General features: G+C 38.8%; 25 protein-coding genes, 17 tRNA genes and 1 pseudogene. 40 read left to right on the forward strand and 3 right to left on the reverse strand.

From position 1 onward, the window contains the following. The first annotated feature begins 6 nt into the window (after positions 1 to 6). From LQ50_RS22220 to LQ50_RS25840, 18 genes are all read left to right on the forward strand, one after another. Positions 7 to 81: transfer RNA gene (locus tag LQ50_RS22220), tRNA-Asn, on the forward strand. Positions 82 to 84: 3 nt separating this feature from the next. Beyond that, positions 85 to 178 (forward strand) — tRNA-Ser (locus LQ50_RS22225). Positions 179 to 197: 19 nt separating this feature from the next. After that, positions 198 to 272, forward strand: a tRNA-Glu gene (locus LQ50_RS22230). Positions 273 to 294: 22 nt separating this feature from the next. After that, a tRNA-Val gene (locus LQ50_RS22235) sits at positions 295 to 370 on the forward strand. Positions 371 to 376: 6 nt separating this feature from the next. Further along, a tRNA-Met gene (locus tag LQ50_RS22240) sits at positions 377 to 450 on the forward strand. Positions 451 to 459: 9 nt separating this feature from the next. Further along, positions 460 to 536 (forward strand) — tRNA-Asp (locus LQ50_RS22245). A gap of 19 nt (positions 537 to 555) precedes the next feature. Then, positions 556 to 631 (forward strand) — tRNA-Phe (locus LQ50_RS22250). A gap of 5 nt (positions 632 to 636) precedes the next feature. Beyond that, a tRNA-Thr gene (locus LQ50_RS22255) sits at positions 637 to 709 on the forward strand. Between the two features lie 81 nt (positions 710 to 790). Further along, positions 791 to 875: transfer RNA gene (locus LQ50_RS22260), tRNA-Tyr, on the forward strand. A gap of 10 nt (positions 876 to 885) precedes the next feature. Beyond that, positions 886 to 959 (forward strand) — tRNA-Trp (locus tag LQ50_RS22265). A 17-nt stretch (positions 960 to 976) separates the two neighbouring features. After that, positions 977 to 1,052, forward strand: a tRNA-His gene (locus LQ50_RS22270). A 26-nt stretch (positions 1,053 to 1,078) separates the two neighbouring features. After that, positions 1,079 to 1,153: transfer RNA gene (locus LQ50_RS22275), tRNA-Gln, on the forward strand. 2 nt (positions 1,154 to 1,155) lie between these two features. Next, a tRNA-Gly gene (locus LQ50_RS22280) sits at positions 1,156 to 1,230 on the forward strand. Positions 1,231 to 1,241: 11 nt separating this feature from the next. Next, a tRNA-Cys gene (locus LQ50_RS22285) sits at positions 1,242 to 1,316 on the forward strand. A gap of 12 nt (positions 1,317 to 1,328) precedes the next feature. Further along, positions 1,329 to 1,414, forward strand: a tRNA-Leu gene (locus LQ50_RS22290). A 29-nt stretch (positions 1,415 to 1,443) separates the two neighbouring features. Beyond that, a tRNA-Arg gene (locus LQ50_RS22295) sits at positions 1,444 to 1,520 on the forward strand. A gap of 6 nt (positions 1,521 to 1,526) precedes the next feature. After that, a tRNA-Leu gene (locus LQ50_RS22300) sits at positions 1,527 to 1,608 on the forward strand. Between the two features lie 157 nt (positions 1,609 to 1,765). Further along, the gene (locus tag LQ50_RS25840; protein WP_202595404.1) at positions 1,766 to 2,056 is read left to right on the forward strand and encodes a hypothetical protein; all 291 of its coding nucleotides are present in this window, start codon (positions 1,766 to 1,768) and stop codon (positions 2,054 to 2,056) included. A gap of 490 nt (positions 2,057 to 2,546) precedes the next feature. On the opposite strand, the gene LQ50_RS22310 is transcribed toward LQ50_RS25840, so the two are convergent. Together LQ50_RS22310 and LQ50_RS22315 are read right to left on the reverse strand one after the other, a co-directional pair. Then, entirely contained in the window at positions 2,547 to 3,947 is a 1,401-nt protein-coding gene (locus LQ50_RS22310; RefSeq protein ID WP_052144915.1) for a HAMP domain-containing sensor histidine kinase, read from the reverse strand. Further along, entirely contained in the window at positions 3,940 to 4,638 is a 699-nt protein-coding gene (locus LQ50_RS22315; RefSeq protein ID WP_034633719.1) for a response regulator transcription factor, read from the reverse strand. Before LQ50_RS22315 ends, LQ50_RS22310 begins: the two co-directional genes overlap by 8 nt. Before the next feature lie 230 nt (positions 4,639 to 4,868). Between LQ50_RS22315 and LQ50_RS22320 the strand changes: the two genes are divergently transcribed. The 20 genes from LQ50_RS22320 (at position 4,869) to gerQ (ending at position 19,577) form a co-directional block, all read left to right on the forward strand. Next, complete coding sequence (locus LQ50_RS22320) at positions 4,869 to 7,073, forward strand: MMPL family transporter (RefSeq protein ID WP_034633728.1); 2,205 nt, start codon at positions 4,869 to 4,871, stop codon at positions 7,071 to 7,073. Further along, positions 7,073 to 7,474, forward strand: a complete 402-nt coding sequence (locus LQ50_RS22325; RefSeq protein WP_034633730.1) for a hypothetical protein — start codon at positions 7,073 to 7,075, stop codon at positions 7,472 to 7,474. Before LQ50_RS22320 ends, LQ50_RS22325 begins: the two co-directional genes overlap by 1 nt. Positions 7,475 to 7,846: 372 nt before the next feature. After that, positions 7,847 to 8,008, forward strand: a complete 162-nt coding sequence (locus LQ50_RS25845; RefSeq protein WP_202595405.1) for a hypothetical protein — start codon at positions 7,847 to 7,849, stop codon at positions 8,006 to 8,008. After that, positions 8,001 to 8,111 carry a type II toxin-antitoxin system PemK/MazF family toxin gene (locus tag LQ50_RS26365; protein WP_272913743.1) on the forward strand — a complete coding sequence of 37 codons (111 nt, stop codon included), beginning with the start codon at positions 8,001 to 8,003 and terminating at the stop codon, positions 8,109 to 8,111. The genes LQ50_RS25845 and LQ50_RS26365 overlap by 8 nt, the downstream gene beginning before the upstream one ends. 47 nt (positions 8,112 to 8,158) lie before the next feature. Further along, positions 8,159 to 8,314, forward strand: coding sequence for a putative type II toxin-antitoxin system PemK/MazF family toxin (locus LQ50_RS26370; protein ID WP_272913744.1), 156 nt, complete (start codon positions 8,159 to 8,161; stop codon positions 8,312 to 8,314). A 251-nt stretch (positions 8,315 to 8,565) separates the two neighbouring features. Further along, a complete protein-coding gene (locus LQ50_RS22330) occupies positions 8,566 to 9,258 on the forward strand; it encodes a response regulator transcription factor (protein WP_034633732.1) in 693 nt (230 codons plus the stop codon). Positions 9,259 to 9,374: 116 nt separating this feature from the next. After that, positions 9,375 to 10,298 (forward strand): ABC transporter ATP-binding protein, encoded by a 924-nt coding sequence (locus LQ50_RS22335; protein ID WP_034633735.1) that lies wholly within the window; start codon positions 9,375 to 9,377, stop codon positions 10,296 to 10,298. After that, positions 10,291 to 11,040, forward strand: a complete 750-nt coding sequence (locus tag LQ50_RS22340) for an ABC transporter permease (RefSeq protein ID WP_034633736.1) — start codon at positions 10,291 to 10,293, stop codon at positions 11,038 to 11,040. The genes LQ50_RS22335 and LQ50_RS22340 overlap by 8 nt, the downstream gene beginning before the upstream one ends. 21 nt (positions 11,041 to 11,061) lie before the next feature. Then, complete coding sequence (locus LQ50_RS22345) at positions 11,062 to 11,958, forward strand: sensor histidine kinase (protein WP_034633738.1); 897 nt, start codon at positions 11,062 to 11,064, stop codon at positions 11,956 to 11,958. A gap of 94 nt (positions 11,959 to 12,052) precedes the next feature. Then, positions 12,053 to 13,051 carry a LytTR family transcriptional regulator DNA-binding domain-containing protein gene (locus tag LQ50_RS22350; protein ID WP_034633740.1) on the forward strand — a complete coding sequence of 333 codons (999 nt, stop codon included), beginning with the start codon at positions 12,053 to 12,055 and terminating at the stop codon, positions 13,049 to 13,051. A gap of 210 nt (positions 13,052 to 13,261) precedes the next feature. After that, entirely contained in the window at positions 13,262 to 14,116 is an 855-nt protein-coding gene (locus LQ50_RS22355; RefSeq protein ID WP_034633743.1) for an ABC transporter ATP-binding protein, read from the forward strand. Further along, positions 14,113 to 14,859: an ABC transporter permease subunit gene (locus LQ50_RS22360; RefSeq protein WP_034633747.1), complete on the forward strand. Its 747-nt coding sequence runs from the start codon at positions 14,113 to 14,115 to the stop codon at positions 14,857 to 14,859. Before LQ50_RS22355 ends, LQ50_RS22360 begins: the two co-directional genes overlap by 4 nt. Before the next feature lie 112 nt (positions 14,860 to 14,971). Continuing rightward, complete coding sequence (locus LQ50_RS22365; protein WP_034633749.1) at positions 14,972 to 15,163, forward strand: DUF6440 family protein; 192 nt, start codon at positions 14,972 to 14,974, stop codon at positions 15,161 to 15,163. A 338-nt stretch (positions 15,164 to 15,501) separates the two neighbouring features. Beyond that, entirely contained in the window at positions 15,502 to 15,825 is a 324-nt protein-coding gene (locus LQ50_RS22370) for an ArsR/SmtB family transcription factor (RefSeq protein WP_034633751.1), read from the forward strand. A gap of 3 nt (positions 15,826 to 15,828) precedes the next feature. Further along, positions 15,829 to 16,218: an SRPBCC family protein gene (locus LQ50_RS22375; RefSeq protein WP_034633754.1), complete on the forward strand. Its 390-nt coding sequence runs from the start codon at positions 15,829 to 15,831 to the stop codon at positions 16,216 to 16,218. A gap of 103 nt (positions 16,219 to 16,321) precedes the next feature. Continuing rightward, entirely contained in the window at positions 16,322 to 16,690 is a 369-nt protein-coding gene (locus tag LQ50_RS22380; RefSeq protein WP_034633755.1) for an iron chaperone, read from the forward strand. A 56-nt stretch (positions 16,691 to 16,746) separates the two neighbouring features. After that, positions 16,747 to 17,457 (forward strand): FAD-dependent oxidoreductase, encoded by a 711-nt coding sequence (locus tag LQ50_RS22385; protein WP_034633757.1) that lies wholly within the window; start codon positions 16,747 to 16,749, stop codon positions 17,455 to 17,457. Positions 17,458 to 17,580: 123 nt separating this feature from the next. Further along, the gene (locus tag LQ50_RS22390) at positions 17,581 to 18,309 is read left to right on the forward strand and encodes an MOSC domain-containing protein (RefSeq protein WP_034633760.1); all 729 of its coding nucleotides are present in this window, start codon (positions 17,581 to 17,583) and stop codon (positions 18,307 to 18,309) included. A 311-nt stretch (positions 18,310 to 18,620) separates the two neighbouring features. Next, complete coding sequence (locus LQ50_RS22395; protein WP_034633762.1) at positions 18,621 to 19,097, forward strand: cell wall hydrolase; 477 nt, start codon at positions 18,621 to 18,623, stop codon at positions 19,095 to 19,097. Between the two features lie 18 nt (positions 19,098 to 19,115). Beyond that, positions 19,116 to 19,577, forward strand: coding sequence for a spore coat protein GerQ (gerQ, locus tag LQ50_RS22400; RefSeq protein WP_034633765.1), 462 nt, complete (start codon positions 19,116 to 19,118; stop codon positions 19,575 to 19,577). 411 nt (positions 19,578 to 19,988) lie between these two features. On the opposite strand, the gene LQ50_RS22405 is transcribed toward gerQ, so the two are convergent. Then, the gene (locus LQ50_RS22405; protein WP_034633768.1) at positions 19,989 to 20,459 is read right to left on the reverse strand and encodes an SRPBCC family protein; all 471 of its coding nucleotides are present in this window, start codon (positions 20,457 to 20,459) and stop codon (positions 19,989 to 19,991) included. Between the two features lie 273 nt (positions 20,460 to 20,732). On the opposite strand from LQ50_RS22405, the pseudogene LQ50_RS22410 reads away from it, so the two are divergent. Continuing rightward, positions 20,733 to 21,014 (forward strand): annotated as a pseudogene (locus LQ50_RS22410) (ATP-binding protein); the annotation flags it as partial. A gap of 145 nt (positions 21,015 to 21,159) precedes the next feature. Further along, positions 21,160 to 21,822, forward strand: coding sequence for a hypothetical protein (locus LQ50_RS22415; RefSeq protein ID WP_052144916.1), 663 nt, complete (start codon positions 21,160 to 21,162; stop codon positions 21,820 to 21,822). Positions 21,823 to 22,188 lie beyond the last annotated feature (366 nt).

Raw genomic sequence — 22,188 nt, forward strand, 5'->3', positions numbered from 1 at the left:
TAGTATTCCACAGTAGCTCAGTGGTAGAGCTATCGGCTGTTAACCGATCGGTCGTAGGTTCGAGTCCTACCTGTGGAGCCATATGGAGAGCTGTCCGAGCTGGCCGAAGGAGCACGATTGGAAATCGTGTAGGCGGTGTAAAACCGTCTCGAGGGTTCGAATCCCTCGCTCTCCGCCAGGTACTTTCCTTATAGGTTGGCCCGTTGGTCAAGCGGTTAAGACACCGCCCTTTCACGGCGGTAACACGGGTTCGAATCCCGTACGGGTCACCAAATTTTATTCATTGTTACATATGGAGGATTAGCTCAGCTGGGAGAGCACCTGCCTTACAAGCAGGGGGTCGGCGGTTCGATCCCGTCATCCTCCACCATAACGACGCGGGGTGGAGCAGTCTGGTAGCTCGTCGGGCTCATAACCCGAAGGTCGGCGGTTCAAATCCGTCCCCCGCAATACCAAAATGGTCCGGTAGTTCAGTTGGTTAGAATGCCTGCCTGTCACGCAGGAGGTCGCGGGTTCGAGTCCCGTCCGGACCGCCATTTTTAATAAAGTATGTATGGCTCAGTAGCTCAGTCGGTAGAGCAATGGACTGAAAATCCATGTGTCGGCGGTTCGATTCCGTCCTGAGCCACCACTTAAGCCGGCCTAGCTCAATTGGTAGAGCAACTGACTTGTAATCAGTAGGTTGGGGGTTCAAGTCCTCTGGCCGGCACTGTAAGTTATATACCTATAAAGTAATTTCACATATTGACTATATTAATCATACTGTGTAAAATAGGTATTGTATTTTCGTGGAGGGGTAGCGAAGTGGCTAAACGCGGCGGACTGTAAATCCGCTCCCTCCGGGTTCGGCGGTTCGAATCCGTCCCCCTCCACCACTTATCTTTTAGGGGTATAGTTTAAAGGTAGAACAAAGGTCTCCAAAACCTTCGGTGTGGGTTCAATTCCTACTACCCCTGCCAATTTAATTAAGACGATGGCGGTTGTGGCGAAGTGGTTAACGCACCGGATTGTGATTCCGGCATTCGTGGGTTCAATTCCCATCAGCCGCCCCATTAAATTTAATAATGTACATAGGCATTGGGCTATCGCCAAGCGGTAAGGCAACGGATTTTGATTCCGTCATGCGTAGGTTCGAATCCTGCTAGCCCAGCCAATGCGGAAGTAGTTCAGTGGTAGAACACCACCTTGCCAAGGTGGGGGTCGCGAGTTCGAATCTCGTCTTCCGCTCCATTTTTTTGTCTGGCGGCATAGCCAAGTGGTAAGGCCAAGGTCTGCAAAACCTTTATTCACCGGTTCGAATCCGGTTGCCGCCTCCATATATCTGCCGTGCCGGGGTGGTGGAATTGGCAGACACACAGGACTTAAAATCCTGCGGTAGGTGACTACCGTGCCGGTTCAAGTCCGGCCCTCGGCACTTTTATTTTTTTAGACAAGTTATTATTTGCGCCCTTAGCTCAGCTGGATAGAGTGTTTGACTACGAATCAAAAGGTCGGGAGTTCGAATCTCTCAGGGCGCGCCATTATTTGCCGGTGTGGCGGAATTGGCAGACGCGCACGACTCAAAATCGTGTTCCTTCTGGAGTGTCGGTTCGACCCCGACCACCGGTATTTGAAATCTTTTATCTTTTATAATCGTCAATTACAGTGAATTACAGTAATATCAAGACTTCAACGTCTATCTACAGTATTGTAGGTAGGCGTTTTTTTGTGTTGTTTAGAGGTACTTTTTCTGTAAAATACAGTATTAAAATCGTGTGTACTAATCGTGTTCACTGATAAAGGTGGTGTTGTTTTAGTGGTTAGAAGGAAAAATTTATTAGATGATAAAGAGTTAGCTGTTGTTAGGAAACCTAAAAATTCTTATGTAGAAACTTTTAGTGAGGCTGTAAATTTATTTGTTAAGGAATGCGAGATTAGAAATTTACGTCCTCATACTATCCAGTATTACTTAAATGAAATTAACGCTTATCAGAACAGTTTAAGAGAACAGGGTATTGATGTTGAAGTATTAAAGTGGTATGTCAACACTAAATCAAACAATCTTTTTAAGGGCTAAGTTTCGATATCTTACTGGACTTAAATACCCCGGTGCGCTGTACGAACGGATATTATTGTAGTAATGATACAAAGTTTAGTAAGATTGCAAATATTAATAACATAAAAAGTGTCCTCCAAGGATTACTCATAATATTAGATAAATAAAACCCATGGAAGTCATAATATAGTTGAGTAATGCTCCTTTCTTCACATCAAAAAGTGTATATTTTCCCGTTGAAGATTATGAAAAATGTGCAGGCTACTCCCGTTTACGCTGCTTTATGAAAAAAGAGACTTTGAACATAGGAAGTTACTTGTTGTTCAAAGTTTCCTGGCGTGATTTTCCTGCATGCCTATTGTCATAACCCTTCTTTCAATATGTACAACAGCTCTACTCGAATGATAGCGAAATAGAAATAGAGAATAAAGGGCACTCTTTGCCCTTTGTTCCAATTGATATACAAAAAGGATAGAGAGAACATGAATTTCAATCATGTTCTCTCTATCCTTTATTGTTTACTTTTCAATGGCAGTGAGAAAGCAAAAGTTGTTCCGTTACCGGGGTTACTTTTTACGGTGATGTCAGTATCGTGTAAATCCATGATTGATTTTACAATAGCTAAACCGATGCCGACGCCACTTTTATTTGTTCGTGCTTTATCTGTTTTGTAGAACCGTTTCCATATGTGTTCTAGTTGTTCTTCTTGTATTCCGTCACCTTGATCTTGTATTTTGATCTGAACGTGATTTGCTTGTTTTTCTAAAAAGATGGTAATCGTTGATCGAATAGGTGAAACTTGAATGGCATTTTGTACGAGATTAATGAGAGCTTGTTCAATTTTGTCTTGATCAGCAACGACGATAATCTCTTGATGATCTGGAATGATTTGGATTTCCATTTCTTTCGCAGCCAAATGCGGTTCTAATTTCACAGCAAGCATTTGCAATTGTTTTGTTACATTATAAGGGGTTTGCACGATTTTTACTTGACCTGCTTCAAACCGAGTCATATCTAGAGTGTCGTTGACTAATTTGATCATCCGTTCTGTTTCATCTTTCATTAATAGGTAGTAGTGTTCTCTTCGTTTTTCAGGAATGGTGCCATCAAGCAACGCAATTAAAAATCCCTTTATCGAGGTTAAGGGAGAGCGTAAGTCATGAGAAACGTTGGCAATAAACGTTTTACGGGTTTCCTCTAGGTTGTTCAGTTCAGTTGCCATATAGTTAAAGGTTTTCCCAAGTTGCCCGATTTCGTCATGTGTTTTCACATCGACGGATTGTGTAAAGTCACCTTTTGCAAATCGCAATGCGCTGTGATTCATTTCTTGTAAGGGTGCCGTGATTTTCTTTGACATAAACCAGAGGAAAATGCCTGCTACGGCCATAATGATGGCAAATGTCAGGAAAATCATAAAGACGACTTGTTTGTATTCATGGTCTAGGTCATGAAAAGCCATTACCATCACAAGTTGATTGTCGTGATGATCTATGAGTGGTGACGCGATGAAATAACCTAAAACACCATCTGTCCAACCGCCGTTCGCAACCATCTCACCTTGAGCAGCAGCTTGGATCCACTCCAGGTTAATGTGATTTTCTTGAATGACAGGCTGATGAGGAGTATAGACTTTTTCTCCAAGGGAGTTAAAGATATATATGCTGAAATTTTTCTGGCTTAGCGATGGTTGAAGGGAAGCCGCTGCTTCTTCTTCGTTCCACTGAAATCGTTCAATAGCTTCAAAATGGCTCGTAACTTGTTCGTAATGATGAACGTACGTTTCTTCAAACTCCGTATAAAGATTAAGATGGAAAAGCCAAAGAAAGACTAATCCGAACAACAAAAAGGATATAATGATAATTAAGGCATAACTAAGAAATAACTTCGTGAAAATTTTCTTTGTTTTAATCATTCTGTTTATCCTCAAATCGGTAGCCTATGCCGCGCACTGTCGTTATGGACCAGTGAGAAGAGTAGGAGGTTAGTTTGTCTCTGACGCGTTTAATATGAACATCAATCGTCCGAGGATCACCATCAAAATCATATCCCCAAATACGATCCAATAGTTGTTGTCTTGAGAGAATTTGATTTGGATTGGAAGCAAAGAAATAGAGTAGTTCTGTTTCTTTCGGTGGCATTTTTACTTCTTCGTTATTTATGAAAACTTTATACTCCTGCATGTTCATCACTAGATTAGAGCATGTTAAATCTTCTTTGTACACTTCTGAGGATTTTGTCCGTCTTAAAGACGCCTTTACTCTCGCACACAGCTCATTTGGGTCAAATGGTTTTACAATATAATCATCTGCTCCAAGCTCTAACCCTTGCACAATATCGTAGCTTTCCCCTTTGCCAGTAAGCATAAGAATTGGTATATGTTTATCTTCTAATCGGATGGTTTTGCAAACGTCCCACCCATCTACTTTAGGCAACATTAAATCTAAAATAATACAGTCTGGACGTTCATTAAAATACATCTCGAGTCCCATTTCACCGTCGTAAGCGGCGATCGATTGATACCCCATTTTCACCATATACAGGTCAATGAGTTCAATAATATTTGGGTCATCCTCTATCGTTAATATTTTGATTGAACTGTTCATATCGCGAATCCTTCCTTATTTGTACTCGTTTTTAGTATCCCCGTAAATACCTGTCTGATATGGAAAAGCTGATCTCTAGTTTGACACAAAAAAATGAATAGAATGTTAACACGGAGAAAAACGTTTTTTGTTAACGTTACGTTCATATTAAGATATTAAAATCTCAATTGCACGTATTGAAAACCGTTGTCTTAATGTTAATTAAACAATACAAAGGAAAGAGGATGGAAATGAGAAAGTTAGCAACAATTGCGTCAAATCGCAAAGGCGTTTGGATGATTTTGTTTTTCTGGGTAGCGATTGCTGGATTTTTGAGTATGGCTCCTTCTGCAAATGATTACACGGTGAATACTGGAGAAAATGATTTACCAAAGGATGTTCAATCGGTTATTGCTAGTGAAAAGGTGAATGAGTATTTCCCTGACGAGGGTGGTCTTTTAGCATTGCTCGTCTTTCAAAGTCAAACAGAGTGGAATGAAGAAAGTGTTTCTGAAGTGGATCAAGTCAGCCGATGGTTAGATGAAGAGGCGCAGTTTACAACCATTGACTCTATTGTTCCATTTCATCAATTTCCTGATCATGTAAAAGAGATGTTTGCTTCTGAAGATGGCTCAACGATTGTTTTGCCGGTCGTTTTATTCGAAAATCTTGAAATGGCTGAGATTAATCATACAGTAAGTGGAATAGAGGGATACGGTCAGACTGTGTTAGAGAGCGGGACACTCCTCGTTACGGGTCCTGCAGGAATTGCCTCTGATACGATTGCAATCTTTTCTAATGCGGATCTTGTTTTATTATTTTCTACTATCCTATTAGTTCTCATCTTGCTAATCGTTATTTATCGCTCCCCATTGCTAGCTATCATTCCTTTAGTGGCGGTTGCGTTTACTTATCAAATCGTTGATCGAGTATTAGGATTATTCGCAGCAAATGGAGTGTTTGAAATTGAATCGCAATCGATATCAATCGTTATGATTTTGTTGTTTGGTGCGACGATTGATTATAGTTTATTTGTTTTTTCACGCTTTAAAGAGCAATTGAGAATAAGAGAAGATAAACACAAAGCAATGGAAGAGGCTGTAAGAGGAGTAGCAGAACCCATTATCTTTAGTGGTGGAACAGTGTTTGCAGCGATGCTTGTTTTACTTCTTGCTCAATATGGACCTTATCAAAACTTTGCACCTGTTTTTGCGATCACGATTGCGATCGTGTTGCTTGCTGGTATTACATTAATTCCTGCTTTATTTACGCTTGTAGGTCGTCGTTCTTTCTGGCCATTTATTCCAAAGGTTGGCGAGAAGACGTTAGAAAAAAATCGGTTTTGGGGCAAAGTTGGTTCATTCGTGACAAATAAACCGTTAGTTGCTGGAGGTTTAGTGCTTCTTTTTCTAGTTATTAATGCAACAAACCTAACTAATATCAACTATTCCTTTAATATCATTCAGTCTTTTCCAGAAGACATGAATTCTCGTGTTGGATTTGAACAGATTGAAGAGCGTTTTCCTGCTGGTGAACTGGCACCAACGACCGTATTACTTGAGAATAGGGATGGGTTTACATTAACGGAAGAAGAGATCGTAGCACTTGAAAATCTCAATCAAGAGTTATTACAATTAGATGGGGTCAGTTCCACAACATTACCCGATCGTGAGGGGTTGGAATCAGGGGGGAGTCATGGAGTTCGCTTGTTAAATGACTCAGAACAAGCATTAAAATTTGACCTTGTTCTTTCGATGAATCCATACGATCAACAATCTCTTGATCTTCTTGACTACTTATCTGCAAAAAAAGATGAGTTGTTAGAGAACAGTGGACTAGGAAGTGAGCAATATGCATTGCATTTTGCTGGAGAAACAGCAAAATCAGCAGATATTCGGTCTATTAGTGCTTGGGATACATGGGTGGTAGCTAGTATCGTAACGTTTGTTATTTTTATGATGTTACTCTTTCATACACGTTCTGTGGTTGCACCGATTTATATGATATCTACCATTCTCCTTTCATTTGCTTCGGCACTAGGCTTTAGTTGGCTGTTCTTTGAGCATGTGTTTGGATTTGAAGGGATGAGTTATCGAATTCCACTTTACGCCTTTGTTTTCTTAGTGGCACTTGGGGTCGATTACAATATTATGCTTATTTCTCGTATTCGCGAGGAAAACCGCAAGTTTACTATAAAAGAAGCAACACAACGCGGTGTAGCGTTAACGGGTGGAGTGATCTCGTCTGCTGGTATACTATTAGCAGCTACTTTTGCAGTCTTGATGACACAGCCGATCCTCGAGTTATTTATGTTTGGTTTTATCGTTTCAGTTGGAATTATTATGGATGCCTTCCTCATTCGGGGGATGCTTGTTCCAGCGATCGTTACATTATTAAAACAATGGAATTGGTGGCCTAGTAAAGAACAAATAAAAAAATCAAGGGAGGTATCCTAATGAATAGATCTAAATTACTATTACGTTTTTCAGCTATCTATGCAGTGATTGGTGTTTATATTGGTTCACATATGGCAGGGGCAGGTTCATACTTGTTCCGTCCTATTCATACACACATATTGGTAGTAGGGTGGTTATCTTTATTTGCCTTTGCTTCTTTCTATGCTTTATATGCTATCCCGAAACAGTCTAAACTCGCCATCACTCACGTGTGGAGTTCCATTATAGGGACTTTCGGGCTCACGGCTGGAATGTATATGTATTATTTCAAGCCTGAATGGGTATCAGAAACATTTTCGTTAATCTTTTTTATTGTAGGCGGTTCAATCTTAATGATTAGTTTTGTTTTGTTCGCTGTCATGACATTTGTTTTTGGTAACAAGATTAGGGACAAAGAGTAATAGAGGCAGGGAACCTTAAAGGGACAGGGGGACAAAGGGACAGGGGGACAGGTCCCTCGTCCCACATCAAGTGGATCTATATTCCGTTATTTGTGACAACGGTAAGTACCTACGAGGTTTGCGGATTGTAGTTCCGCTATTTAGTGTTATAAGGGTGTAATTGTAGCAGTTTTCCGCAAATAGCGGATTCAGGATCCGTTAAACCTATTAATATGCTAGTTTTTGATGAAATAGCAGAACTGTGTTCCGTTGAGGGGGCGGGTCGAGGGACCTGTCCCCTCGACTCCGTACAGTTGACGATTATTTTATTGAAATTTAATTCTATTGTATAATTGATTTGAGTAAATTATTTATTAAATGAGGTGGTTATGAATGACTGCTGATGAGATAATGAAAGCAATAGAAGAAATGGATAATGGGCAACGAATCAAATTACTAAATAAGCTATTTGATAATTACTTTGACAGCAGACCTCCAAAAGAGCAAATCATAAAAGAAAAAGAAGAAATGTTTTGGGGTAAGGAAGATGAGTAAAACAGGTAAACGTGGAGAAATATGGACTGTCGAGTTAAATGGAAAGAGAAGACCAGTCGTTATTGTAAGCAATGATAATGTAATTGTAGAATTGATCACTTAATATCAACAGTTACAAGTCAACATGCAAGAAATGAATTTGATGTTGCGATTGAATACTGGGAAGAAGCAGGCTTAGATAAACCTTCCATCGTTAGATGTTCTAAATTAAATACTGTACATTTTAAAGAATTATTATTTAAAATCGGAAAGTTACATGAACATGATTTAGAGAGGGTATTAACGACAATACGAAACTATTTTTAATTTTGTGTGTATGAAGTAGAGTATGGTCCATCGGTATTAAACTCAATTCCCCCAATAAAAAACTCACAAACGTTGATTAATCAACGTTTGTGAGTTTTTTATTTTCCGAGAAATCAGCTGACAAAAGCAGGTTTTGAATTCATAAATACTATCCAAACAAGCCCCCTTCCCCCCTAAACCAAACATCCCCAACACTTGACATTGAACCTTTTTACATGAAAGATAATGGTAATAATTGTGAGGGTGATGGGATGAACGATTTAGTAAAGATATTGATCATTGAGGATGATGAAGACATTAATCGCTTGCTATGTAATATTGTTCGTAAAAGTGGGTATACTCCGAAGCCGGCTTATTCAGGGACGGAAGCAATGATTTACCTAGAGAGCAATCAATGGGATATGGTCCTAATTGATCTGATGCTTCCTGGTTTGTCTGGTGAAGATCTTTTAATAAAGGTAACAAAAGAGAGGAATGTTCCTGTCATTATTATTTCAGCAAAGCTAGAAACGCAAACTAAAATTAATGCCTTAAGGGCTGGGGCAGATGACTATATTACAAAACCTTTTGATATTGAAGAGGTGTCTGCCAGAATTGATTCTTGCCTAAGAAGGTATCGTGATCTTTCGGGTGTGCCAATAACCAATCAGATTAGTCATAAAGATATTGTTTTGGATTCGGATGCAAAAACAGTGACGGTGAATGGGGATCTACTCAAGTTAACGGCACGAGAATATGAGATCTTACTTTTAATGATGTCTTCCCCGAAGAAGGTCTTTACTAAAGCTAATTTGTTTGAGAGTGTTTGGAATGAAAAGTTTTATGGGGATGACAATACGGTTAATGTCCATTTGAGTAATCTAAGAAATAAGCTCGCTAAAGCCAATCCCAATGAAGTGTATATTGAAACGATTTGGGGAATGGGGTATAAGCTGAAAACTTAAGGTTTTCTTAAGAATTAACTTAAGACTTTCTTATGTTTCCCTTCTTATTGTAGAAGAGTGTTCAAGAAGCAATCATTTTGGACAAGTTAGATAATAATCTAAGGAGGGGAACCTTGATGAATGAATATGTTTTAAAAACTAGTCAATTGTCAAAGGAATATCAACGTAAAAAAGCGCTTAATAAAGTGAATCTAACGATAAAAAAAGGATCTATTTATGGTTTTATAGGACAAAATGGGGCTGGGAAATCAACGTTAATTCGATTAATTACAGGCCTTGCCTATCCAACAACAGGTACTTTTGAATTGTTTGGCGAAAATAGTACACGAGAGTTAATTGAAGCAAGAAAACGAATTGGAACCATAATCGAAGGGCCTGCTTTATACCCACAAATGACAGCCGTTGAAAATTTGGAAACACATCGGCTCCTTAAAGGAATACCAGGGAAAGAATGTATTAATCAAACTCTTAAGATCGTAGGATTACAAGATACAGGAAAAATGAAAACAAAGAATTTTTCTCTAGGGATGAAACAGCGTCTGGGTCTTGCGATTGCTTTATTAGGAGATCCTGAATTTTTGATTCTAGATGAACCTATTAATGGATTAGATCCAATGGGAGTCGTTGAAATTCGAGAATTATTAAAGAAGCTTAACCAAGAGTATGGGATCACCATTTTAATCTCAAGTCATATTTTAAGTGAATTACATTTGTTAGCTACACATTATGGAATTATTCATAAAGGAGAATTGCTAGAGCAGCTATCTGCCAAAGAACTGAATGAAAAATGTCAGCAATACTTGCATATAAAAGTCGATAATCCAAACAAAGCAGCAACCATTATAGAAAGTCACTTGGGAACGCAAGAGTTTGAAGTCATGCCAGATGGAACCATGAAGTTATTCGCCTATGTGGATGCACCAGGGAAAGTGTCCAAAATCTTAACCGATGAAGGATTGGTAATCGAAGAATTTATGCCTATGGGAGAAGATTTGGAAACGTACTTTAGTCATCGCATAGGAGGGGTGCAACATGGGTAATTTATTGAAAACAGAATGGTATAAATTGAAGAAGGATCGATCATTCAGGTTTCTCACATGGATGTTACTCGCTATTGCCGTTTTGTTTCCTTTAATTGAATTTGATAATGGTGGGCCTAGTCTGCCTATGGTCAAAGATTATTATTTGGATAGTGTTCTTGGTACCCATAGCAATATCGTTAAGCTTATTCCGAGTATTTTAGCTGGCTTCTTTATTTCAAGTGAATACTCGATGGGGACGATGAAAAGCATCGTTTCTTCTGGGAATAGCAGGGTACGAATATATTTTGCTAAACTTATGGTATTCTCGGTTGGAACCATTATCATCTCATTGATCTTACCGATTTTTATGACGGGTGCTAGTGCGATTTATTTTGGTTTTCAAGGAATGCCTGAATGGACATATTGCCTTCAAACCATAGGGCTTATCATATTGTATGGTGCAGCCTTCGCGTCTATAATGGCGGTCTTTTCGATTCTTTTCACTGACAGTGGGAAAACGATTGGATTTCTGCTTATGTTTTTTATCTTTGTTGACTGGCCACTGCAAGTTTTAGCAGCGAAAGTACCGGTTTTTGAACCTATTCTGTATCATTCTGTGTTTAAGTTAATATACGATATTATCGTTGTTCATACCTTGGAAAGTAGTGAAGTGTTCACGCTTGTAGTTGTTCCAATTGTAACCTTCTTTGCATTTGGAGCTTTAGGAAGCTTTATTTTTCAAAGAAAAGAAATTAAGTAAGTAGAAAGTGGGTGAGGTCATATGCTCTATTTATTCCTAACGGTCATGATAGCCTTCGTATATGTCCTCACTCGTTTGTATCTACTGAAAACAGAAATGAAAAGTGCGACTCGGCAGCTCCAGCAATTAAACCAGGATAAAACAGCTAAGAAAATAGGTATTAGCTTTCATGATCGTGATTTTGAACAATTAGCCAAGGAAATAAATCACCAAATTGATCTAACGAAAAAGGCAAAGGCCAACAAACGCGCGACTGAAAACGAGTTAAAACAGGCGATATCTCATATATCACATGATATCCGAACACCTATCACTTCGATAATGGGATATATTCAATTTCTAGAATCAGATGAAATAAGTAGTGAGCTGAAAAAGGAATACATACAAACGATAAAAAATAGTACAGGAAGGCTAAAGGTTTTACTTGAGGATTTTTTTGAGCTATCGATTATAGAACAAGCAGATTATCCATTGAAAATGGAGAAGATTCGGTTTAATGATTTAGTTTTGGAAGCCCTCTTTGGTTTTTATGAGGAATTTAATAAGAAAAACATCGAGCCATCCATCCAGATTCCAGATGAAGATATGATCATGTTGCTTGACCCATCGGCTGGCAAAAGAGTAATAGAAAATTTACTAGTTAATGCAATTAAATACTCTAGTGGGGAAGTTACGATTATCCTTGAGAAATTTGAAACATCGATTCAACTTAAGGTTAGCAACTCTGTTCATTCACTAAGTGAGCAAGAGGTAAATCAAATGTTTGACCGTTTTTACAAGGCTGATCAGACTAGGACCGGGGATGGTACCGGGCTAGGTTTACCGATTGCCAAAAGCTTGATGGAAAAAATGAACGGGAGTATTAATGCTGTGCTAAAGGATAATCAATTAACTATGATTTGTGAATGGGAATTTTAAAAAGGATAGGGGACATGAGGGGGCGGGTCGAGGGACCTGTCCCCTCGACCCATGGTATAATGTACTTTAATAAGAAAAAGAAAGTGTGTGCAGAATGACATTAATTTCACTAGAAAAAGTGATGAAACAAGAAGATAATCGTACCGTTTTGAAAGATATAGATTTAGTTGTTGAACCTACTTCCCGTATTGGGATTAAAATGTCTAGTGAAGAAAGTGTAGTGCTGTTTAATCTGATATCAGGTGAACTTCTGCCTTCAAGTGGTTCTATTGCAAGAGAAACAAAATCGATAATAACAGAATATAAAGATGATGGTTTATATGACAGTTTAACTGTTCAAAGGTATTTGAATTTCTTTAAAAAGATTGCAGGTTATCCTCACCCTTTAGAAAATTACATTGCAACGTTTTCTCTTTTGGATGTTTGGCGAACCAAAATCAAGAATTTGACAGAAGATCAGAAAAAAAGGGTCAGTTTATTCCGAATGTCTCTATTTTCCCCAGAGGTTCTATTAATTGAAAATCCACTCAGTAATTTAACAGGTGAAGGCATTGAACTTTATTTAAAAGCATTAGAGCATCTTCATACAAATAAAATCGCCACACTATTCACGTCTAATTCTATAGAAGATTTATTGCTTTTAAGCAGCGAGATATATCGCTATAACCGAGTAAGTGGACTAGAAAAAACCGATCTTACTAACGAAATAGATTCGATCTCAGAGGAAAAAGATGAGAGTGAAAATTTCATGCCCAACAATGTCTTCAAAGTGACTTGTAAGCTAGCGGATAAGACAATTTTTTTCAGTCCTGATGAAATTGATTTTATTGAAAGTATTAATAGCGTGAGTAATGTACGCATAGATGATGAGTATTTTCCAACAGACTTAACGATGAATGAACTAGAAGATAAATTGTTAAAATTTGGGTTCTTCCGGTGTCACCGTTCTTACTTAGTTAATTTGCAACGCGTGTCTGAATTGATTAGTTATTCAAAGAATAGTTATACATTAATTTTGAGAGGCAAACCTAATGTGAAACTCCCTCTTTCTCGAAATCGTTTGGAAGAATTGAAACAATTAATAGGGTTTTAAGGTACCGTTGAGGTTGAAATGAGTTCATTTCAGCCTCTTTTTGTTACATTTGAGCTTTTTTTAGTACTGTTCACGGGATATTTACGACTTTTCTATTGTTTTTATCTAAACTGAAAATGTGATGGACAACCTAAAGAGACCTAGACATGTAGACAAATCTTTTTGGGGGCATTTTAACCATTCTTCATTATATAAAGGAGAGAAAAGCAAATGGAAAAGAACATAGTGATTAATGTTGAACACTTATCCAAAGCGTTCAAAAATGAAACTGCCCTGAAAGATCTTAATTTCTCAGTTCGTTCGGGAGAAATTTTTGGATTTCTTGGTCCTTCTGGTTCAGGGAAAACAACGACAATTAAAATTTTGACAGGACAACTAACACAAACCTCAGGAAAAGCAATAGTTTTAGGGAAACCTGTTGAACAAATTAATGAAAGTATTTATGAACAAGTGGGAATTGTTACAGACAACAGTGGGTTATATGAAAGAATGACGGTATATAGCAACATGAAATTTTTCGCTAACATTTTAGGTGTTGGAAAAGAACGAATTGATTTTCTTCTAAAGAGAGTTGGTTTATTAGAACACAAGGATAAGATAGCTAATAAATTATCGAAGGGAATGGCTCAACGATTAGTCTTAGCAAGAGCTCTTTTGCATCAACCGAAAGTACTTTTCTTGGATGAGCCTACTAGCGGATTAGACCCCAGTACAGCTGTAGCCGTTCTTGAACTACTTACTGAACTAAAAGAGAGTGGGACAGCCATTTTCCTTACGACCCATAATATGGACGAGGCGACGAAACTTTGTGATCACGTTGCACTTTTAAATGATGGCATTATTGTCGACCACGGAGCTCCGAAAGCACTGTGCCTTAAGTACAATAAGAATAAAAGCTACAAGATTTTATTAAAGGATGAGAGTGAAATCACTTTACCTCACTCTGAAGAAACAGGAAAAAAAATTAGCCAATGGATAGCAAATAATGAAATGATGACGATTCACTCTAATGAACCGACGTTAGAAAAAGTCTTCATAGAATTGACGGGGAGGGAATTGCTTTGAGAATTTCATTAAAAAAGATAAACGCAATAGTAGGAATGAAGTTTCAGACGTTATTAAGTAATACTAGTGTGATGTTAGGCCCCATTCTTGCATTAGGGTTTGTATTCGCTATGAAAAATATAATGCCAGATTTAGATGTAAATGAGGAAGGAATTAGCTTTTCTACGAATGCATTTGTCCTTAGCTTCGGGATTGTTTTTAACATCGCAATAGCTGGTATTTCAATGAGCAGTGGACCTTTATCAGAAGAAAAAGAAAAAAACACTTTAAGAGTTCTAATGACATCTTCTGTAAACGGCTTAGAGTACTTGATTGGGACTCTTCTGCCTCCATTATTAATCCTGATTCTAGTGAATATTCTCATGATTCCTGTAAGTGGATCTTCTTTTGGAGAGGTTCAATTTGGAAGTTACTTGTTAATGACAACAGTAGCTAGCTTGATCAGTCTAATAATTGGATATATTATAGGAATCCTTACAAAAAACCAAACACAAACATCTTTATATACACTGCCTATTACATTACTTTTAACATCAGTACCTGCAATCAAACAGTTTCAAGAAAATTTGTCCGCTATTTTAGACTACACGTATACAGGTGTGTTAACAAATTTTGCAAACAGCCTCTACTCTGAAACTGGATATCAATGGAACCTAACTGATATTAGTGTTCTCTTAGGTTGGCTTATGATTTCTTTAGTTATTTTTGTTTATGCTTATAAGAAAAATGGATTAGATAATTAACTACTGTTAAATACATTAATTCTAATAGATAGAGATGAATGGACCAGCAGAATGATTTATTAATTGTAGGAGAAATTAGATGATAAATAGTATTCATAAGGAGTGATAAATGATGTTTAGAAAAAAAGAAGATAAACGTTTTGCTGAAAAGTTGGTACAAACTTCTCAGCAGGGTAGTCTAATCTCTATATGGGTTGATCGTCAAACAGGTGTTAACTATATATACACATGGAGTGCGCAAGGATGCACTTTAACACCTTTATTAGACGAGAAGGGTGAAGTAATAGTGGAGCAGGTAGAATAATGGGGGACAGGGGGACAGGTCCCTCGTCCCACATCAAGTGGATCTATATTCCGTTATTTGTGACAAACGGTAAGTACCTACGAGGTTTGCGGATTGTAGTTCCGCTATTTAGTGTTATAAGGGTGTAATTGTAGCAGTTTTCCGCAAATAGCAGATTCAGGACCCGTTAAACCTATTAATATGCTAGTTTTTGATGAAATAGCAGAACTGTGTTCCGTTGAGGGGGCGGGTCGAGGGACCTGTCCCCTCGACCCACCTCGACCCATTTGACAGGACACCATTTAGTGTCATATAATTATGACACTAAATGGTGTCCAATTGTGTGAGGGGGGAGAATTTTGAATAATGCTTATCAAACGAGGGATGTTTACGTAGCCATTGCAGACCCAACGAGACGCAAGTTAATTCGTCTTTTGGCAGATTCAGATGAGCTACCCCTCTATGAACTAGCTGCTCAATTTCAGATGGGACGTACGGCTGTTTCTAAGCATTTGGCTATTCTTAAAGAAGCTGATTTAGTAACGAACCGTAGAATAGGTAGAGAAACTAGGTATCGATTAAATCCAGTTCCCTTACAGGAAGTTAAAGATTGGTTATCTTTTTATGAGAAGTTTTGGAATGAAAGAGCCGAATTGCTAAAAAGTATATTAGAGGAGGAATAAATAATGGCGGATTTATCATTGGATTTTCAATTTAAGAGCCCTATCGAAAAGGTATGGGACGCATTAACCCATTCGGATACTCTTGCAAAATGGGTAATGGAAAATAACTTTAGACCTATTGTAGGTTATAAATGTCAGTTTCGAAATGAGGCAATCGGTCTAGTTGTAGATAGTGAAGTATTAATAGTGGACAAGCCTTATAAGTTATCTTACACATGGGTAGGTGGGCCAATTGATACGATTGTCACATGGACATTAAAGCAAGAAGGGGAAACAACCTACTTACACCTTGAGCACTCCGGATTTGAAGAAGAAAATCAAGCGTTCCATGGTGCGAAATATGGTTGGGCAAGCATGGTGGACCAATTAAATAAAGTATTAGAGGAAATGTAGGAATTAACGCTACACATAGGTATTGTTATTAACGTGTCTGAACGCAAACGATGCTGAAAAAGAGCTTGCATTAGCCACGAAATTGGTAATAGGAGGATACAATATGGAATTGATTACTGAATATATCGAGGGGATTGATCCTTCGTACCAGGAAAGAATGAAAGAATTGCTAACTTGGATCGTTCAAAAATATCCAAATTTAAAACCAGAGATTAAATGGAATCAATTAATGTTTACCGATCATGGGACATATATTATCGGTTTTAGTGTATCTAAAAAGCATTTAGCCGCTGCGCCTGAAAGTGTAACGATCACTCATGTGGAGAGTGATATTGTAAAGGCAGGATATGATTATACAAAGGAGATCATTCGTATTCCTTGGGGTGCTCGTGTTGATTACTCATTACTTGAGAAAATGATTGAGTTTAATATTTGGGACAAGGCAAACTGTACGACTTTTTGGCGGAAATAGAATAAGACTTTAGCAAGCATGTAAGTACTTCAAAGAGGAGAATAGGAGGGGGAAAGATGGGCTTATTTCAAGATATCGTATCAATGTTCAAGAAGAGGGAACTCAAATTAATAGAAAGCTACGAAGAATCAAATGGTGTATATAGCTTTCTATTTGAAAAAGAGACAGATGTAACCTGGAAAGCTGGACAGCATGGGTTATTTACAATTACCCATAAGAAAATAAAAAATCCCACAAGGCCATTAAGTGTAGCATCTTCTCCGACTGAGAATGTGATTAAATTAACGATGGCAATTAGTGACAACCCAAGTGAATTTAAGAACGCAATGCTAGAATTAAATCAGGGAATGAAAGTGAGTATGAGTGGACCTGTAGGATCTTTCTATCTACAAGACAACAGTCCTTCTCTTTTCATTGCGGGTGGAATTGGGATTACACCTTTTAGGGCGATATTAAAACAAATTGAAGCAGAAGGAAATGTATCCGATAAAAACATACATCTCCTCTATCTTGATAGCAAGAAGTCCTATATTTTTAAAGATGAACTTGATGGATTGGCTAATAACTCTTCTTCAATAAGTGTTACTTATCTTGATTCAAGAGATGACTTGCATGAGGAGATCGATAAGTTTGTCAGTTTACAGAAGAACAATGCGAAATACTTCGTTGCAGGACCGAAGACCATGGCCGATTCAGTTTCTGCCTATTTAAAGGATAGTCACATCTCAAAACGGAATATCAAAAAGGATGCGTTTTTTGGGTATTAGTTAGCGGGACAGGATCCCACGTCCCACATCAAGTGGACCTGTGTTCCGTTGGTGGCGGGTCGAGGGACCTGTCCCCCCGTCCCACTTGCCCCCCCTGGAAAAATTAATATTGGAGTGAATGAAATGTTGATCGGTCAGATAAAAGAAGTGGTTCGTCACCCGGTGAAATCTCTTCGTGGAGAAAATGTACAAACTACAAAAATTATGGATTATGGTTTATATGGCGACCGTAGCCATGCTTATGTAGATGATACAAAACAAGGAAATTTTTTAACGATAACACAATTTCAAGAAATGGTTCAATATAAAGCGAAATTTGTGGGAGAAGAATCAATGGAGGACTATCCTAAGGTCGAAGTCATCACACCAGAGGGGAAGGTTTTTGATTGGGAGGATCAAGAATTAATTAAAGAAATGGAAAGCAAGTCGAATCGAAAAATTTCCACCAGGGAATATACGCCATCACATGTGCCTATTGGACCGATTGCAGTAGAACATATTCTACTTGCAACAGATGCTTCTTTAGATAAGTTGAACGAACTATGGGGAAAAGCCGAAGTTGATTTGAGACGGTTTCGTCCAAATTTATTAATTTCATTAGAGGAAAAGAAACCTTTTATTGAAGAAGAGTGGATTGGGCGGCGTATAAAAATAGGGGCCGAAGTAGAATTGCAATTCGTAGGACCGTGTAAAAGGTGTATGATTATTACGGTTAATCCTGATAATGCCGAACGAGATCCGAGTATACATAAAACGGTTATAAAAGAAAGAAACAATCATTTTGGCGTGTATGCATCTGTGGTAAAAACAGGGAACATTCACGTGGATGATGAAGTTCATCTTCTTGATTGATTTTTCTTGAAGAAACTTGACGAATGTAAATGATTGATCGTATCTTCTGTATCGTTAGGTGAGGTGCCTGAAGTATGTCAGAATAATAGCAATACGGGTAGTAGGGTAGTGACAAGCGCGATTACTAAATAACATATTAGCAACTACTAAAAGGAGCTGGCTTATTGCCGGCTTTTTTTTATTCGCAATACAGATGGTGACAGCTTTGATGGCTATTTAATATGCAATTTCCAAGGTTTGGGCGGATAGGCAAGCTACCAAAACCCACTTTAGGCAATAAGTTACTTGTATAAGCAGAAAGGGGTGAGAAAATGGGTAGGCGAATCAAACATACTTCACGTGACGTGGAGGAGTTAGCTAAGCTCATGCTGGCGGAGGCGATCGGTGAGGGAGCTGAAGGGATGGACTTGGTAGGAACCGTTGTGGCCAATCGTGTTGAGGCAGACTGTGAACCGGACTTCCAAAATTTGCGTACTATTAGACACGCTATCCATCAAACCATACCGGGAACTGGAATTCCTCACTTCGAGCCTGTTTTAAATGGATCATTGTATACACAGCGTCCCGACGAAGAAGACCTCCAAAGGGCCAGGAATTTGTTACAAGGACATAGAAACCCTCGAGCCAGAATGAATTTGTGGTTCTTTAATCCAAGTCCGGGGCAAACATACAGAGATCCTTGTACAGAAACGATGCCAAGATCCCCTATGACACAGTTCGATTTTGCGCACAAAAATCATTGCTTCTATATCGCTGTACCGGGCTACTGCCCAGAGTTTTATAGATAAAATTAAGGAGATGATCTCATGAGTTGTGGAAACTCTAGTTATAATCCAATGAACGCTGGTTTATATCCAGCTAACATGATGCGGTACGGTGCCGCGCAACAACCAAACAACGGTTTTCCGGCGGGGATGCCTTCTGGACCCGCATATTCTGTGCCAGTGGTTCCAATGGGGACTGGACAGCAGCTGCAGGCAGGCGTGGTGGAAGAGTCGTTTATCGAAAATATCCTACGTTACAACAAAGGCAAGGTTGGTACATTCTACTTTACTTATCAAGGAAACAGCAGGTGGAATGCAATGGTTTACCAAGGACGCGTTGAAACGGCTGGTCGTGACCATATCATCATCAGCGACCCAGCCAGCGGCAAACGCTACCTCTTGATGATGGCAAATCTCGACTGGGTAGAATTTGGAGAACAAATTAACTATCCTCACACGGAAATTAATCCGGCTATTCAGGCGAGCATGGAAATATCCGAGTGATGTTGTAGGGACATCGAGGGACATCGGGGACAGGAAAGGTGTCCCAGTTTCATTTGAGAGAAAGAGAAAAGAATTTCAACTATCTAGCTGGATGAAGATGATCTGGCTAGTTTTTTTGTTGTCTTAGTGGTCCAGGGGGTGGTCCAGGGGGACAGGTCCCTCGTCCCCCTATACACATCAAGCGGATCTACATTCCGTTATTTGTGATAAATGGTGAGTTCCTGCGAGGTTTGCGGATTGTAGTTCCGCTATTTAGTGTTATGAGTGGATAATTATAGGGGTTTTCTGTAAATAACGGATTCAGGTTCCGTTAAACTTAATAAAATGCTAGTTTTTGATGAAATAGCGGAACTGGAATCCGTTGGTCGCGGGTCGAGGGACCTGTCCCTCCGACCCACCAGCCACGACCCGCTATTGAAATGCTTCGCTATAGATTTTACGCAGCTCAGTTGAGTTATCGTGCCACTCAATTGGTTGACCATTGACGATTTGATCCAGTACATCTAGACACCTATGCCGTCCTGCTGCGGTATTAACTGCCCATGAATCATCGTTAAAAGTATGGATAAAGGTCATTCGACATCCTTTATCCTCTCCTTGCAATGAAATGTTTATTAGGTCATCAACTTCGCGGAATCCAAATAAATATGGCTTTTCTAGCTCTGTAATGGTAGCGACATATGTCGTTCCTTCACCGTCATCGAAGGCAATCTTGCCACCAAGTCTGAGATCCATTTCCCCTGTTGCGAAAGGGTACCATTGGGTGAAGGAACTAGGATTCGTAATGACGCGGAAAACATCTTCTGGATTATGAGGGAAAAATCGTTCAAATCTTAAAGCATAACGACCGTTTGTCTCATGTAGTGTTCCATATTCATTCATTATTTCACTCTCCTTCTTTATCTTGAAGTTTTACTATTCATCAATTGTACCAAACATTTATAGCTTTAAAAAATAATGAAATCATTTTCGTGGTTCTCAACAATCTAGCCTTATAGGGACGGTGAAAAGGCATCACCTCCGTTGGGAAAAATTATAAAAAAGCTTTCTTTCTAATAAATAATTCTGCAAGAAGTAGGTTAAGAACCCAGCATAGCCATACTGCGATCGTGTAAGAAATCGCATAGGAAAGGTCTAATAGATGATGGGCAATGGCTACGACATACACCCATTTACGGGAAGATTGTTGTTCAATGCTATAAAAGGAATGACAAAGTCATGTTCACTGTTCAAGATACAGGAGAAGGATTCTCCTTAGAAGAGCTTCGTCACGTATTTGACCCACTGTACCGTGGGGAAGCATCGAGAAACCGATCTACTGGAGGAGCTGGCTTAGGATTAACCATTTCACAAAAAAATATGAAGCAACACGGTGGAGACTTAACCGCAAAAAATCATGATGCCGGTGGCGCTTTATTGACGGGATGGCTTCCATAGGGTCAGGTCCCTTGTCCCACCTGTTTTCAACCTTTTCTATAACGACAAATAATTTACGATGAGTAATTTTTCAAATCCTTCTACGAAAATCAACCTACCTTTATATATATAGGATAAAGACATACATACAATAGGAGGATTTTGCATGGCTAAATTCCGCATGATTCAAACAGGGTTCTGGAATGATCCAAAAGTGATGGAGGAGATGACACCGGAGGATAAGTTCTTTTTCATGTATTTGCTCACCAATCCGCAAGTGACGCAAATTGGCATCTTTCGGATTACAAAGAAACAAGTGGCTTTTGAAACAGGCTTCTCCGTTGAAACGGTGCAGCTGTTATTTGAGCGCTTTTTACACCAGCATCAGCTCATTCGTTACAATAATGAAACGAGGGAGCTCGCGATCAAGAACTGGGGCAAGTACAACCTAAGACGTGGAGGCAAACCCATGCTTGATTGTATTCGTAAGGAACTAGTCGCTGTTAAGGATCGTTCTTTTATTGAATTTGTAGGACAAGGCGTGACCAATGAGTCGATTCGAGGTCTCTTTGCATTCTTTTACCCAGAAAACGACAATACGTCGACGTTAAGGGGGCAAGAAGAAGAAAAAGAAGAAGAACAAGAACAACAAGAACAACAAGAACACCAACAAGAACACCACCAACAACAAACGGACAGGGGGACAGGACCCTCTCCTAGCGGGTATAATCGTCTCAAGCAGGCTCGTGCCGTTATTTGTGAAATGAGTGAGTTAGCTCTGAAAAATAGAGATCCTCCTTTTCATCTTGAACGTCAATTCCATTCTTAGACTTGAAATCATCGTTATACTGACTGGTCACTCTGTAATTTGCACAACATTTGTTTTAGCCGATCGGCAATCTATTGAACTTGGTTTGATCATTTGATTGACTTATCACGCATTCACCTTGCTAAAAACCTCTTTGTAAATGATTGTTGCTATTTGTGTCGAATTATGATAGATTATTAAATCTAGCCGCAGAAATTAATTTCAAATTAACTGTTGCGTGGAATTATTTATTGTGATATATTATTACTCGTCGCTGCGAACGATTGGTTCGTAACGAGTTGCAAAAATAACTTTTGAAAAAGTTATTGCGCAGAATGAAATGATATGTTATGATATTAAATGTCGCTGATGAAACAGCGGTTAATG

This window comes from Halalkalibacter okhensis (assembly GCF_000787375.1).
Lineage (GTDB): Bacteria > Bacillota > Bacilli > Bacillales > Bacillaceae_D > Halalkalibacter > Halalkalibacter okhensis.